14 protein-coding genes are annotated in these 13,038 nt (G+C 67.2%); 7 read left to right on the top strand and 7 right to left on the bottom strand.

The window, feature by feature from the left end; all coding sequences use genetic code 11:
- Nucleotides 1–8: 8 nt before the first annotated feature.
- The 3 genes from AC0IZJ_RS00675 to AC0IZJ_RS00665 form a co-directional block, all read right to left on the bottom strand.
- The gene (locus AC0IZJ_RS00675) at nucleotides 9–1,151 is read right to left on the bottom strand and encodes a branched-chain amino acid ABC transporter substrate-binding protein (protein WP_471845603.1); all 1,143 of its coding nucleotides are present in this window, start codon (nucleotides 1,149–1,151) and stop codon (nucleotides 9–11) included.
- A 124-nt stretch (nucleotides 1,152–1,275) separates the two neighbouring features.
- A complete protein-coding gene (locus tag AC0IZJ_RS00670) occupies nucleotides 1,276–1,698 on the bottom strand; it encodes a DNA polymerase III subunit chi (protein ID WP_471845601.1) in 423 nt (140 codons plus the stop codon).
- A 5-nt stretch (nucleotides 1,699–1,703) separates the two neighbouring features.
- Entirely contained in the window at nucleotides 1,704–3,167 is a 1,464-nt protein-coding gene (locus AC0IZJ_RS00665) for a leucyl aminopeptidase (protein ID WP_471845599.1), read from the bottom strand.
- A 30-nt stretch (nucleotides 3,168–3,197) separates the two neighbouring features.
- On the opposite strand from AC0IZJ_RS00665, the gene lptF reads away from it, so the two are divergent.
- The 4 genes from lptF to AC0IZJ_RS00645 are packed head-to-tail and all read left to right on the top strand — an operon-like array spanning nucleotide 3,198 to nucleotide 6,742.
- The gene (gene lptF / locus AC0IZJ_RS00660) at nucleotides 3,198–4,295 is read left to right on the top strand and encodes an LPS export ABC transporter permease LptF (protein ID WP_471845597.1); all 1,098 of its coding nucleotides are present in this window, start codon (nucleotides 3,198–3,200) and stop codon (nucleotides 4,293–4,295) included.
- Nucleotides 4,292–5,419, top strand: coding sequence for an LPS export ABC transporter permease LptG (gene lptG, locus AC0IZJ_RS00655; protein ID WP_471845595.1), 1,128 nt, complete (start codon nucleotides 4,292–4,294; stop codon nucleotides 5,417–5,419). The genes lptF and lptG overlap by 4 nt, the downstream gene beginning before the upstream one ends.
- Nucleotides 5,416–5,787: a sirohydrochlorin chelatase gene (locus AC0IZJ_RS00650; protein WP_471845593.1), complete on the top strand. Its 372-nt coding sequence runs from the start codon at nucleotides 5,416–5,418 to the stop codon at nucleotides 5,785–5,787. Before lptG ends, AC0IZJ_RS00650 begins: the two co-directional genes overlap by 4 nt.
- 10 nt (nucleotides 5,788–5,797) lie before the next feature.
- Complete coding sequence (locus AC0IZJ_RS00645; protein WP_471845591.1) at nucleotides 5,798–6,742, top strand: CysB family HTH-type transcriptional regulator; 945 nt, start codon at nucleotides 5,798–5,800, stop codon at nucleotides 6,740–6,742.
- A 3-nt stretch (nucleotides 6,743–6,745) separates the two neighbouring features.
- On the opposite strand, the gene AC0IZJ_RS00640 is transcribed toward AC0IZJ_RS00645, so the two are convergent.
- Nucleotides 6,746–8,506 (bottom strand): type IV pilus assembly protein FimV, encoded by a 1,761-nt coding sequence (locus AC0IZJ_RS00640; RefSeq protein ID WP_471845589.1) that lies wholly within the window; start codon nucleotides 8,504–8,506, stop codon nucleotides 6,746–6,748.
- A 99-nt stretch (nucleotides 8,507–8,605) separates the two neighbouring features.
- Here AC0IZJ_RS00640 and AC0IZJ_RS00635 point away from each other — a divergent pair, with 99 nt between their 5' ends.
- Together AC0IZJ_RS00635 and AC0IZJ_RS00630 are read left to right on the top strand one after the other, a co-directional pair.
- Nucleotides 8,606–9,310 (top strand): Crp/Fnr family transcriptional regulator, encoded by a 705-nt coding sequence (locus AC0IZJ_RS00635; RefSeq protein WP_471845587.1) that lies wholly within the window; start codon nucleotides 8,606–8,608, stop codon nucleotides 9,308–9,310.
- 62 nt (nucleotides 9,311–9,372) lie between these two features.
- Entirely contained in the window at nucleotides 9,373–10,446 is a 1,074-nt protein-coding gene (locus AC0IZJ_RS00630) for a phosphotransferase (RefSeq protein ID WP_471845585.1), read from the top strand.
- Here the strand turns inward: AC0IZJ_RS00630 and AC0IZJ_RS00625 are convergent.
- Nucleotides 10,443–11,177 (bottom strand): hypothetical protein, encoded by a 735-nt coding sequence (locus AC0IZJ_RS00625; RefSeq protein WP_471845583.1) that lies wholly within the window; start codon nucleotides 11,175–11,177, stop codon nucleotides 10,443–10,445. The two genes, AC0IZJ_RS00630 and AC0IZJ_RS00625, sit on opposite strands and share 4 nt — an antisense overlap.
- Before the next feature lie 71 nt (nucleotides 11,178–11,248).
- Between AC0IZJ_RS00625 and AC0IZJ_RS00620 the strand changes: the two genes are divergently transcribed.
- Nucleotides 11,249–11,941: a glutathione S-transferase C-terminal domain-containing protein gene (locus AC0IZJ_RS00620; RefSeq protein ID WP_471845581.1), complete on the top strand. Its 693-nt coding sequence runs from the start codon at nucleotides 11,249–11,251 to the stop codon at nucleotides 11,939–11,941.
- Between the two features lie 50 nt (nucleotides 11,942–11,991).
- On the opposite strand, the gene soxA is transcribed toward AC0IZJ_RS00620, so the two are convergent.
- On the bottom strand, nucleotides 11,992–12,717 hold the full coding sequence (gene soxA / locus AC0IZJ_RS00615; RefSeq protein WP_471845579.1) for a sulfur oxidation c-type cytochrome SoxA: 726 nt from the start codon (nucleotides 12,715–12,717) through the stop codon (nucleotides 11,992–11,994).
- On the bottom strand, nucleotides 12,714–13,037 hold the full coding sequence (locus AC0IZJ_RS00610; protein ID WP_471845577.1) for a thiosulfate oxidation carrier complex protein SoxZ: 324 nt from the start codon (nucleotides 13,035–13,037) through the stop codon (nucleotides 12,714–12,716). The genes soxA and AC0IZJ_RS00610 overlap by 4 nt, the downstream gene beginning before the upstream one ends.
- Between the last annotated feature and the right edge of the window lies 1 nt (nucleotide 13,038).

Here is a 13,038-nt window from a genome sequence, read left to right as displayed (position 1 = left end):
GTGGAGGATCAGCGCACCACGGCGATCTGCTCGCGGTTGCCGCCCTTGTAGGTGTACAGCGTCAAGGAGCCGTTCTTGATGTCACCCTTCGCATCAAAAGCGATCGTGCCGGTCACACCCTTGTAGCCGCTCGTCTTGGCCAGCTCGGGCAGGTACTTGGCCGGTTCAGCGGACTTGGCGCGCACCATCGCGTCGACCAACACGTTGACCGCGTCGTAGACGTAAGGCGCGTAGATCTGGACGTCAATGTTGTACTTGGCCTTGAACTTGGCGCGGAAGTCGTCCATCGACTTCTTCGCTTCGCCTTCAACACCGCCAGCCTCGGCGCAGACGACCTGGCCGTCGGCCATGGTGCTGGCCGACAGCTTGGGCAGCTCGCCGGTGCAGATGCCGTCACCGCCCATGAACTTGGCCTCGATGCCAAGCTGCTTCATCTGGCGCAGCATCGGGCCCGCCACCGCGTCCATGCCGCCGAAGAACACAACGTCCGGCTTCTTGGCCTTGAGGGTGGTCAGGATGGTCGTGAAGTCGACGGCCTTGTCGGTCGTGAATTCGTGGCCTACGACGGTTGCGCCCTTGCTCTTGGCGCCCTTTTCGAACTCCTTGGCCACACCCTGGCCGTAGGCCGTGCGGTCGTCGATCACCGCGACCTTCTTGGCCTTCAGAGTGGTGGCGGCATAACGGCCCAGAGTGCCGCCGAGCTGACCGTCATTGGCCACCACGCGGAAGGTGGTCTTCAGGCCACGGCTGGTGAATTCCACCGCCGTCGCGGAAGGGCTGATTTGCGGAATGCCGGCATCGCTGTAGATCTTGGACGCGGGAATGGACGTGCCAGAGTTCAGGTGACCCACCACGCCGTTGACCTTGGAGTCCACCAGCTTGGACGCCGCTGCCGTGCCTTGCTTGGGGTCGGCCGCATCGTCTTCAGCCAGCAGCTCGAACTTGGCCTTCTTGCCGCCGATCATGACGCCCTTGGCGTTTAGCTCCTCAATGGCCAGGCGCGCGCCCAGTTCGTTGTCCTTGCCCAGGTGGGCGATGGCGCCGCTGGTCGGGCCCACGTGGCCGATCTTCACGATCAGGTCCTGGGACATCGCAGCACTGCTGAGCAGCGCAGCCACGGCACCCACCACCACATTTACTTTGACTTGCATGGATCAACTCCGGTTTGGAAGAGAAAGAGAGAAAGAGACTCGCAACAACTGTTGAGTTTTCAACGAAATGAACATATCCCAAATCCAAACGGTGCTCATTCGGGAAAGCGTTTACCCGCAGCAATCAGCCTGCCGCTGAAAAGTGTTCCAACGCGGCGCCCGCCTGCTGATAGGCACGGTAACGCACCCGCCCTGACTGAACGCTCGAGGGCTCGCAGCCGATGACCTCCAGCACACGCTCGAATGCAAAGGCATCGCTCGGCAAATCCTCGGCGAGGTTCAGCAGCAGCCCACGATGCGGCAAAGCCGCCGCGTCGTCGACAAGAAGCACCTCGCCGGGCGCCGTGGGTGTCGCGCCGTCCCAACACCGATGTGGAATGAACTCGGCTGCGTCGAAGCTCCACAGCAATTCGTCCAACCTCCGGGCGAGCGCCGGCGGCACCCGCACGCCCACCGGCTTGCCAGAGGTCACGGCGCGGCGCACCAGCCGACAGGCGAAATGAAGCGGGTCGGCCGCGTTGCTGTAGAAGCTGACCTGCTGGGCCACGGCCACTACTTGGCCTGGCTCAGCACGAAATGGGTCAGCAGGCCGACGGGCCGGCCGGTCGAACCCTTGGCTGCGCCGCCCTTCCAGGCGGTACCGGCGATGTCGAGGTGGCCCCAGCGGTATTTGCCGGCGAAGCGCTGCAAGAACTTGGCCGCCGTGATGGAACCGCCCGCGCGGCCGGCGATATTGGCCACGTCGGCGAAGTTGCTCTTCAGGCCTTCGGCGTAGTCATCGTCCAGGGGCATGCGCCAGCAGGGGTCGAGCGCTGCGTCGCCGGCGGCGGTCAGCGAAGCGGCGAGCGCGTCGTCACTGGCGTACATGCCGCTGCGCACATCCCCCAGCGCAATGACGCAGGCGCCGGTCAGCGTGGCCACGTCGACCACGACGGCGGGTTTGAAGCGCTCGGCGTAGGTCAGCGCATCGCACAGGATGAGGCGGCCTTCGGCGTCGGTGTTGAGGATCTCGATGGTCTGGCCGGACATTGACGTGACGACGTCCCCCGGCTTGACCGCGCGGCCGCTGGGCATGTTCTCGCAAGCCGCAACGATCATGACCAGATTGAGTCTGGGCTTGAGTTCGGCCACCGCGCGCAGCGTGCCGATGACGCTGGCGGCGCCACCCATGTCGAACTTCATTTCATCCATCTCGGCACCGGGCTTCAGCGAGATACCGCCGGTGTCGAAGGTGATGCCTTTGCCGACCAGCATGACCGGCGCCACCGTCTTGGCCGCGCCTTCGTAGCGGGCGACGATGAAGCGCAGCGGCTCGTCCGAGCCCTGGGCCACGGACAGGAAGCTGCCCATGCCGAGCTTCTCGACAGCTTTTCGGTCCAGCACGTCGACCTTGAGACCATGCGTCTTGCCGAGGGCCTGCACGACTTCACCAAGATAGGTCGGCGTCGCGTAGTTGGCCGGGCGGTTGGCGCACTCACGCGCGAGTTCGATGCCGGCGGCAATGGCCTCGCCGCGCACCAGCCCCGTCTTCGTGGCTTTCTGCCCGGCCTTGCCGACAAGCAGGACCAGCTTGGCAAGCTTGGGCGCTGCGGCCGCGCTCGGCTTGGTGTGGCGGTAGACGTAGACGGCGTCGGTACCGGCGATTGCGGCCTGCTCGGCCAGCGACTCGGCAAGGTCGGCGTCGAAGCCGGCAAACGCGACAGCCGCACTGGCCGCACCGCGCGACTTGATCTGGGCCAGGCCCGCCGCCAACGCGGCCCGAGCGGCGGCCAGCGTCGTCTTGCCGCTGGCGGCGAGCACGAGGCGGGGCGCCTTGATGCCCTCGGCATGCGTCAGCGTGACCGCCTGGCCGCCTTTCAGCGCGAAGTCACCGAGCTTGATCGCAGCCTGCGCATGTTTGGCGACGGCAGCATCCAGACCTTGAGGCAGCGAGTCGCCGCCAAGCACCACGATGAGAGCGTCAGCACCCGCGGTAGCGAGGGCATCCAGCTCAGTGGTTTGAACCTTGAAGTCCATAATGACCAGAAGTAGAAAGAAGTGCGTTTGATGTTATTCGATTCATCCACGCGGTCAGAGTTGGCGAAGAGCTTCGGGGTCACGCTGGTGGTCATCCTGACGATCATGCTCACATCCACACTGATCCGCACGCTGGGCCAGGCTGCAGGCGGCAATGTGGCGCCGCAAGACGTCGTGCTGCTGATGGGTTACGCCACCATCAGCCACCTGGCGACCATGCTCATCCTGTCGCTGTTCATCGCCGTCGTCATCACGCTGGGGCGCCTCTATCGCGAGTCGGAGATGACGATCTGGTTTGCCAGCGGCATCCCGTTGTCGCGCTTCGTGCGGCCGGTGCTGCGCATGGCCTGGCCGATCCTGCTGGCCGTCATCGTGCTGGAGCTGGTTGTCTGGCCCTGGGGCAACCAGAACAGTGCCGAGCTGCGCGACCGCTACCAGAAGCGCAGCGACCTGTCGCGCGTGGCGCCCGGGCAATTCCAGAGCTCACGCGACGGCAGCCGCGTCTTCTTCATCGAGCGCGACGGCGATGACGCTGCGACCGGGCGCAATGTCTTCATCCTCGCCAACCAGCATGAGCGCGAATCGGTCACCACGGCATCGCGCGGCCGGCTCGACATGGAGGGCGACGACCGCTTCCTGGTGCTCGACCATGGCCAGCGCAACGAGACCCAACTCAAGACAGGCGAGAAAAGCCTGGCCCGGTTTGAGCAGTACAAGGTGCTCACCGACACGCAGGTGCTGGCCAACGCCAGCCAGTTGCCACCCAAGGCGATGGCGACGCTGGACCTGCTGCGCCTGCCGACGCCCAAGAACCAGGGTGAACTTGCCTGGCGGCTCGGCATGATCCTCGGCGGCATCAACATGGCGCTGCTGGGCGTCGGCCTGTCGGCGTCCAACCCGCGCCGCGCCAGCAACTGGAACCTGCTGTTCGCGCTGCTGGCTTTCGTCGTCTACTTCAATCTCATCAACCTGTCGCAGTCCTGGGTCGGCAACGGCCGTACTTCGCTGCCACGGGCGCTGATCGGCGTGCATGGCAGCGCGCTCTTCCTGGCGCTGGCCGTCATCTGGGTGCGGGACAACGGCAACCGCTTCTGCCTGCGTCGCCGCACGAAGGAGGCTGCGACATGAGGACCGTCCGCAGCCTGCTCTACAAGGACATCGTCGGTTCGGTCGTCATGGTCGCGCTGGCCTTTTTGTCGCTGTTCTTCTTCATCGACTTTGTCGACGAAGTGGATCGCATGTCCCGCATCGGCGCCGGCAGCGCGCAGGCGGCGTTGCTGGCGGCGATGGAGCTGCCCGGGCATTTCTACGAACTGTTTCCCATCGCCGTGCTGATCGGCGCCATCGTCGCGCTGGCCCGCATGGCGCAGAGCAGCGAATTCACCATCCTGCGCACCGGTGGCCTGGGGCCTGCGCGGGCGTTGAGCCTGCTGGCCGGCCTGGCGGCGGTGTTCGCGGTCCTGACCTTCGTCGTCGGCGACTACGTGGCGCCGCAGGTCGAGCGCCAGAGCGATGAGATGCGCGCCCGCTTCAACCGCAGTGCCACGGCGCCCAAGCGCGGCGCCTGGCTGAAGGACCATCGCACCGTCGACGGTCAGGAGCGCAGCTACTCGGTCCAGGTCGGCCGGGTAGCCGGCGGCGGTGAATTGGAGGAAGTGCGCATCTTCGAGTTCGACCATGAAGGCCGACTGATGTCGCGCACCGAGGCCGGCAAGGCCGACGTAGACGGCCAGGGACTTTGGCACCTGCAGGCCGTCAAGCGCACGATCTGGAACCCGGGGGCGCCGACCGCCAGCGGCTCTGTCGGCGAGGTGGTCGTCAGCGAACAGCAGCTGGACAAGCTCGATTGGCAAAGCTCGCTGCATGCCGGCGTCATCGCCGCAGCGGTGCTGCCGGCCATGTCGATGTCGACGCTCGAGCTCTACCGCTACACGGCCCATCTGTCGGCGCAGGAGCAGTCGGCACAAGCCCACAACATCCAGTTCTGGCGCAAGGCCTTCTATCCCTTCGCCTGCTTCGTCATGGTGGCGCTGGCCCTGCCCTTCGCCTACCTGCACGGCCGCTCGGGTGGCATCAGCATCAAGGTCTTCGGCGGCATCATGCTGGGTATCAGCTTCGTGCTCCTGAACAACGTGGCGGGCCACCTCGGCATGTTGAAGAACTGGACGCCATGGGCGGTTGCGGCCACGCCGAGCCTGTTCTATCTCGGTCTGTCGATGGCGGCGTTCACGTGGCTGGTGAGGTATCGATGAAAGAAGGTCTGCTGCTGTTCGCTCATGGCGCCCGCGATCCCGCCTGGGCGCGGCCCTTTGAGATCGTCACGGAAAGGCTGCGCGCCGCGCGGCCCGGCGCGCCACTCGCGATGGCGTATCTCGAGTTCATGTCTCCCGACATGGGCGAAGCCGCCGCACAGCTCGCGGCCGCCGGCTGTACGCGCGTGCATGTGATGCCCCTTTTCCTGGGCACCGGCGGCCATGTGCGCCGCGATGTGCCGCTGCTGCTGGACCGCCTGCGCGAGCAACACGGCAACGCCATCGATTGGCAGCTGCATGCGCCGCTCGGCGAGCAGGAGGCCGTTCTCGACGCCATCAGCCAGGCCTGCCTGAGCGTCCTCGACTAAGCGTCCTCGAATGAATCTCCACCAATTCCGCTTCGTCCAGGAAGCCGCCCGCCGCAACCTCAACCTGACCGAAACCGCCAAGGCGCTGTTCACGTCGCAGCCCGGCGTGTCCAAGGCCATCCTGGAGCTGGAAGAGGAGCTCGGCGTCGACATCTTCTCGCGCCACGGCAAGCGGCTGCGCCGCATCACCGAGCCGGGTCAGCAGGTGCTCGCGTGCATCGAGATCATCATGCGCGAGGTGGCCAACCTGAAGCGCATCGGCGAAGAGTATTCGCGCCAAGACAGCGGCACCTTCTCCATCGCCACGACCCACACCCAGGCCCGTTACGTGCTGCCCGCGCCGGTGGCCCAGTTGCGCAAGAACCTGCCGCAGCTGCGCATCAGCCTGCACCAGGGCAGCCCCGATCAGGTCGCCCGCATGCTCATCGACGAGACGGCCGACCTCGGCCTGGCGACTGAGTCGCTGGCACAGTACCCCGAGCTCGTCACCCTGCCCTGCTACGAATGGCAGCATGTGATGGTGGTGCCGCGCGACCACCCGCTAGCCACGGTCGAGCGCGTCAGCCTCGATCAGCTGGCCGCGGAGCCGCTGGTGTCCTACCACCCCAGCTTCACGGGCCGCACCCGCGTCGACAAAGCCTTCGCCGCGCGTCATCTGACCCCCAATGTTGTGCTTGAAGCCATCGATTCCGACGTCATCAAGACCTATGTGCGCCTCGGCATGGGCGTGGGCATCGTGGCCGAAATGGCCATGCGCGAGGAGCCGGCGAACAGCGATCTCGTGGCGCGGCCCCTGGGTGCGCTGCTGGGCAGCAACGTCACGCGCATCGCCTTCAAGCGCGGCGCCTACCTGCGCAACTACGTGTACAGCTTTTCGGAACTGCTGTCCGAGCGACTGAACCGCAAGCTCATCGAGCGGGCCATGACCGGCGAGTCCGACGACTTCGAGCTCTAAGGGCTACTGGCCGTCGAACTTGGAGTCCAGCGGCAGCATCAGGTCGACGTCGTCGCTGCGCAGCCCGGCTTCGAAGAGATCTCGCGCCACGCCGTAGAGCATCAGCAGGTCGCGGTACGCCGGCAGCTCGAAGTGCGGCGTGCCGGGACCGGAGCCGCGCGAGAGCAGTTCCTGCAGCATCTGCATCGCCGCGCCCGGGTCGGCCCATACCACCTGCAGATGGGCGATGACGCTCGGGCTGGCGTCCAGGCTTCGGCCGCGCGACAGGCTTTGCGACCACTGCGGCGCCTGCGCGCGAAAGCGCTGCTCGAACTGCTTGACCAGCTCCGCGAACACTTCGGGCTCGCTGCGATGCTGGCAGATCTCCATCAGCAGCAGATAGGCCATGGCGCCACTGTTGCCGCGTGACAGCCGACCAGCGAGCAAGTCGGCCGCAGCCTCGTGCTGGCCCAGCAGCTGCAGGAAGTCGACCTGCTGCTGCAGGTCCAGCAGTTCGTCGGCAACGGTCAGTTCGTTGGGGGCCGGCGGCGCTGTCTCAGCGGCGTGCACGGGCATGGGCTGCGTCGCCTGCATGGACATCGGCAGCGCGGCGGCTGCGGCGGGTGCAGCCGGCGCGAAAGGAGCGATGGGCGCGGGTGGCCAGGGCATGGGCCGAGGCTGCGGCCGCGTGGCCTGGTGCTGACCCTCGTCCGGCAACGGCGCGGCATTGCCAAACACGGCCGGGGCAATGCCTGGCGATGGCGGCGGTGGTGGTGGCATGCGGATGGGCTCCGCAGCGCCCTCGGCGGCGTGCATGGCGCGCCAGTAGGCCAGCTCGCGGCGGGCACGCTCGTCGCGCCAGCGGCTGAAGTAGAAAGCCGCCGCGCCGGCCAGCAGGCTCAGGCCCAAGGTCAGCGCCCAGGTCATGGGGTCGCGATAGGGTGAAGGCCGCGTCGCTGGCAAAGCTGCGGGCATGGGCGCCGATGCAAATGCTTCGGGAGGCGGTGCCGAGGCCGCCGAGGCGGTGGTCAAGGCAGCCGCCGACGCCGCAGCGGCCTCGGCCTGCAAACGGGACTCCAACTCGGCGCGCAACTGGGCCACGGTCTGCTCAAGCTGGGTGATCTGGGCTTCGAGCTCGGGCGTCATGTCCGCCTCGGGCGCGTTCCTTGCGGCCGGGCGCTGCGGCGCCTGACTGACGAGGACCTCGGGCCGCTCCAGCACCAGCCGCGGGCCGCTTGCCTTGGGTTTGGGCCGGGGGCGTGATCGGGCCGCAGGTGCAGGCGCGACAGTCGCCTCGGCGACGACGCGCGGTGCCGGTTCCGCAGCCGGTGGTGCTGCCGGAACAGGTGCAGGTGCAGGTGCAGGCGCCGGAGCAGGCACGGCCGCCGCACTCGCGGGCGGGTCGATGAACGCGTTGAACTCGCGCGTCAGGCGCAGTGGGCAACCCAGCGCCAGCGTGATGCGCAAGGCCGGCTCGTCGAAGCGCACCAGGCTCTGCAGGCGGATACGCAGTTGCCCAGGCTCTCCTTCGACGCGCATCTGCAACAGGCCGGCCGGTACACGCGCATCGCCGGCCGAGACCTCGGCACGCACGCAGTTGTCTGGCAGCTGCTCGCCGTCGGCCAGGCTCAGCGGGAAGCTGGCATCCAGCGGCTTGCCAAGGGCGGAATGGACTTGGGGCCGGCCCAGACCCATGGCCTCGACGCCCTGGGGCATCAGTCCGAGCAACGGGCCGAGCATCAGTGCCAAGGCGGGGGTGATGGCACCCAGCAACGTCGGGCGCACGGCCGGAATGGGCATTGACTGCGGGCGGCTACAAGCGGTTGAACGAGGGTGTGGAGACAGCGCGGTTCACTCTAGCATGGGGCCACAATGTCGCCAGCCATGAACGCACTCAGTCTCACCCCCACCGAACGCCAGCAGATCGACCAGGGCGTCTGGTTCTCAAGGTTGTCCGAGGCCTTGCGCAACGACATCCTGCAACGCGCCTTCGTGCGCCGCCTACCCGACGAGACCATGCTTTCGCACCGCGGTGAACCGGCCGAGGAATGGTCAGCCGTCGCCAAAGGGGCCGTGCGCGTCAGCTCGGTATCGCTGGCCGGCAAGCAGATCTCGCTGACCTATGTCGAGCCCGGCACCTGGTTCGGCGACATCGCCCTGTTCGACGGCCTGCCCCGCACGCACGATGCCTATGCCCACGGCGAGACGACCTTGTTGTGCGTGCGCAAGGCCGACTTCCGCGCGCTGTTGCAGACCCACTCCGAGCTCTACGACGCGCTGCTGCGCCTGAACTGCCGGCGCCTGCGCCTGATGTTCGACATGATCGAAGACCTCAACACCCGCCCGCTGGCCGCGCGCCTGGCCAAGCAGGTGCTGCTGCTGGCGCGCTCCTACGGCGTGCAGGAGGGCGAAGAAATCCGCATCGGCCTGCAGCTCGCGCAGGAAGACCTGGCGCAACTGCTCGGCGCGTCACGCCAGCGCGTCAACCAGGAGCTCAAGGCCTTCGAGCGCGAGGGTGCCGTGCGCGTGGAGCCCACGCGTCTGGTCGTGCTCAACCGCGACAAGTTGCTGGCTGCGGCGTCGCGCTGAAGACACGCGGGCCGGCGGCCTGCTCGCAGAATGGAAAGTTCACGTCCCGCAGAACGACCTCCATGGAAGCATTCACCGGCACACGCCCCCTCGCCCAGGCCCTGGACAGCGCCGCGCTCCAGGCCTGGCTGGACGCCCATGTCGGCGGCTTCGCGGGGCCGCTGACCATCGAACAGTTCAAGGGCGGGCAGTCCAATCCGACCTATCTGCTGACGACGCCTGGCGCGCAGTACGTGATGCGCAGCAAGCCGGCGCCGGTGGCCAAGTTGCTGCCTTCGGCTCACGCGATCGAGCGCGAGTTCCAGGTCATGGGCGCCCTGGCCGGCACCGATGTGCCTGTGCCGGCAATGCTGGCCCTGTGCGAGGACGAGTCCGTCATCGGCCGCGCCTTCTATGTCATGGAGTTCATGCCCGGCCGCGTGCTGTGGGACCAGAGCCTGCCCGGCATGAGCCAGGCCGAGCGCGCCGCCCATTACGACGAAATGAACCGCGTCATTGCGGCCCTGCACCAGGTCGACTTCAAAGCGCGCGGCCTGACCGGCTACGGCAAGCCGGGCAACTATTTCGAGCGGCAGATCGGCCGCTGGAGCAAGCAATACCTGGCCTCGGTCACCGAGCCCAACGCGGCAATGGACGCGCTGCTGGCCTGGCTGCCGGCGCACATCCCCGCGTCGGCTCGTGACGAGAACGAGGTCGGCATCGTCCACGGTGACTACCGCATGGACAACGTCGTCTTCCACCCCAGCGAGCCGCGCGTCATCGCCGTGCTGGATTGGGAGCTGTCGACGCTGGGCCACCCGCTCGCGGACTTCAGCTACCACTGCATGAGCTGGCACATCCAGACCTCGGGCGCGGCCCGCGGCCTGGGCGGCAAGGACCTGGTGGCCTTGGGCATACCGCGCGAGCGCGCCTATGTACAGCGCTACTGCGAACGCACGGGCCGTGCAGACGTCGAGGCGGTCATGGCCGACTGGAACTTCTACATGGCCTACAACCTGTTCCGCATCGCGGCCATCGTGCAGGGCATCGCCAAGCGCGTGGTGGACGGCACGGCGTCCAGCGAGCAGGCTCGGGAGACGGCCAAGGGCGTCAGGCCGCTGTCGGAGCTGGCCTGGAGCTTCGCGCAGAAGGCTTAGACGTTGCCCGGCCGCGTGGTCGGGGTCCAGGCGATGGACGTCGTCGTGGGCCAGGCGCCGGTATCGGCCAGGCGGGCATTCACGCGCAAGGCCTCACGCGCTGCGCATTCGAGCAACCGCACCAGCGCCTGCACGCGGGCCAGGTCGGGCTCGGCCATCTCGGTGCGCAGGTAGATGTTGCCGCGCATGCACATCAGCACGAAGGGGTGGCCTTCGGGCAGCAGGTCCTGGCTGGCCTGGGCGAGGGCCTCGCTGAGCTCACCGTCGATCCAGGCGCCGGTCAGCTCCTTGGTCACGCCGACGACACCGTAGCGCTGGCGCACGATCTGCGACGCGGCGTTGTTGAACTTCGGGAACATCACGAGCCAGCGCATCTCCTCGGGCGTGTCGGTGTCGACGCGGGTCTTGAGCGTGTCGGTGTAGGCCTCGAAGACGGCGCGCTCCAGGTTTTCCATCAGCGCGCGGCACAGCACCATGGTCTGCAGGTCGGGGTGCAGGCCCATCTCGCAGCGCATGCGCAGTTCGGTGCCAGGCAGATAGCTGCGCTGGGAGACGCCCCACTCCACCCGCATCGGCCCCGGCATGGCCTTGGGCTGCTCGATGAGAAAGCCGGAGCCGTCGCGGCTCTGCGCGAAGCTGGCGCCACGCGCCTCGGCCCAATCCTGGACCGGACGCCAGCGTGCCGCGTTGGCGCGGGTCACCAGCCAGTGCTTGACTTGCTTTACCACCATGAGTCGTGAGAAGTCTGAGAATGGGGCTGCTGGCTAGGGACCGCCTAGAGCGCACCGGATGGAGGCGACGAATGATTGAAGTCTACTCATGGCCCACGCCCAACGGGCACAAGGTGCACATCATGCTGGAGGAGTGCGGCCTTGCGTACCGGGTCCATCCCGTGGACATCGGCGCCGGCGAGCAGTTCGCGCCGGCCTTCCTCGCCCTCAGCCCCAACAACAAGATCCCCGCCATCACCGACCCCGACGGCCCGGGCGGCCAACCGATCTCGCTGTTCGAGAGCGGCGCCATCCTGCTCTATCTCGCCGGCAAGACCGGCCGGCTGCTGCCCGCCGACGTGGCGGCGAAATACGAGGTGCTGCAGTGGCTGATGTTCCAGATGGGCGGCGTGGGACCCATGCTCGGCCAGGCGCATCACTTCCGCATCTACGCGCCCGAGAAGCTGCCCTATGCCATCGACCGCTACACCAACGAGGCCAAGCGCCTCTACGGCGTCATCAACAAGCGGCTGGCGCACACAACCTACGTGGGTGGTGCGGAGTACAGCATTGCCGACATCGCCGTCTTCCCCTGGCTGCGTTCGTGGAAGAACCAGGGTGTCGAGATGAGCGACTACCCGCACCTCAAGGGCTGGTTCGACGAGATCGCCAAGCGGCCGGCCGTTCAGCGCGGCGTGGAAGTGCTCGCGGCGGCGCGCAGGCCGTTGACGGACGACAAGGCGCGCGAGGCGCTGTTTGGTGCCCGGCAAGTCAGGCAGCATTGAGCTGGGCTACCTGACTCGTGTTTCGCTGAAACCACCATCCAGCGCCATCTTCACGGGCGCACGCCAGGCGCTTGCGTCGTCAGGCCTGCAGAGCGGCGCGACAGATGGACCTCCAGCGCCAGCAAGTCGGCGCTGTCCCATTCCCAGACCCTGGCCCGCACGCCGCTCAGGCAGCCTCGCAGGCGGCGCTGCAGGCTGCCAAGCGACTGCCACTCCAGGCGGTAGACGGGGTAGTCGTCGACATGGCCTTGCGGGATGAGACTGCCGCCCAGACGCTGGCCGGCGCGCTCGTCGTGGCATTGGGCGCAGGAAAGGTTGAGCGCGCCGATGCGAGTGGTGTAGAGGCGCTGGCCCTGGGTTGCGGCCTTGTCGAGCTCGGGGCCGTGCGGCGGTTGCAAAGGCAGGCCGCGCGACTGCCGAGCAACCAGGGCCGACAGCGCCAGCAAGGGCTCGGCCTCGGGCGCCCAGGCGGGCAGTTGCTGGTGGCGCACGCGGCAACGTTGGATGCGGCCGGGCAGATCGACGAGACCGGCATCGAAGGCGGGGTAGCGGGTCGCAGCGCCGCGCAGCTTCTCGGGCTCGCCATGGCAACTGGCGCAAGACCTGGCGCCTGCCGCCCACTGCTCCCGACCGAAGGCCAGCGCGAGCTGGGCGGGGTGCTGGGCATCGTCAGCCTGCAGCGTGCGCAGGGCCGGGCTCATGGTGTCGCGGCCGGAGCGGCGCTCGTCCGCATGGGCGAACAGCGTGACGGCGAGCAGCAGCCAGGCGGTTCTCATGCGACGGTCAGCGGGCGGGTTTCGCGGTGCTCGAAACCGTTGTCGCCACGCCAGCTGAAGCTCAACTCACCGGACTTGTTTGCGCGCAGCCAGAAGGCGAGATAAGGGTTGGCCGAGATGGCCGCAAACAGGTCAGCCACGAAAACGAGTTCACCATCCAGCCGGCACTCGAAGCGGCGCACGAGGTTGCGCGGCAGGCGGGCGCCTTCGTCGCTGCTGCGGTAGCCGGTCTCCATTGCATGAGCGACGGTGACGCGCACTTCAAAAGCCTCGCCGGGCTTGACGGCGGCAGGCAGCGTGATGACGGCTCGGGTCGCCATA

The organism is Roseateles sp. AC306, from assembly GCF_979253795.1.
Note: the sequence above shows the minus strand (reverse complement) of the source record. Positions and strands in the feature narration are given on the sequence as shown.

Excerpts from the sequence above, each read along its gene's own strand:
- AC0IZJ_RS00675 (WP_471845603.1), bottom strand. The coding sequence starts at position 1,151 with ATGCAAGTCAAAGTAAATGTGGTGGTGGGTGCCGTGGCTGCGCTGCTC.
- AC0IZJ_RS00665 (WP_471845599.1), bottom strand. The coding sequence starts at position 3,167 with ATGGACTTCAAGGTTCAAACCACTGAGCTGGATGCCCTCGCTACCGCG.
- lptF (WP_471845597.1), top strand. The coding sequence starts at position 3,198 with ATGTTATTCGATTCATCCACGCGGTCAGAGTTGGCGAAGAGCTTCGGG.
- lptG (WP_471845595.1), top strand. The coding sequence starts at position 4,292 with ATGAGGACCGTCCGCAGCCTGCTCTACAAGGACATCGTCGGTTCGGTC.
- AC0IZJ_RS00650 (WP_471845593.1), top strand. The coding sequence starts at position 5,416 with ATGAAAGAAGGTCTGCTGCTGTTCGCTCATGGCGCCCGCGATCCCGCC.
- AC0IZJ_RS00645 (WP_471845591.1), top strand. The coding sequence starts at position 5,798 with ATGAATCTCCACCAATTCCGCTTCGTCCAGGAAGCCGCCCGCCGCAAC.
- AC0IZJ_RS00635 (WP_471845587.1), top strand. The coding sequence starts at position 8,606 with ATGAACGCACTCAGTCTCACCCCCACCGAACGCCAGCAGATCGACCAG.
- AC0IZJ_RS00630 (WP_471845585.1), top strand. The coding sequence starts at position 9,373 with ATGGAAGCATTCACCGGCACACGCCCCCTCGCCCAGGCCCTGGACAGC.
- AC0IZJ_RS00625 (WP_471845583.1), bottom strand. The coding sequence starts at position 11,177 with ATGGTGGTAAAGCAAGTCAAGCACTGGCTGGTGACCCGCGCCAACGCG.
- AC0IZJ_RS00620 (WP_471845581.1), top strand. The coding sequence starts at position 11,249 with ATGATTGAAGTCTACTCATGGCCCACGCCCAACGGGCACAAGGTGCAC.
- soxA (WP_471845579.1), bottom strand. The coding sequence starts at position 12,717 with ATGAGAACCGCCTGGCTGCTGCTCGCCGTCACGCTGTTCGCCCATGCG.
- AC0IZJ_RS00610 (WP_471845577.1), bottom strand. The coding sequence starts at position 13,037 with ATGGCGACCCGAGCCGTCATCACGCTGCCTGCCGCCGTCAAGCCCGGC.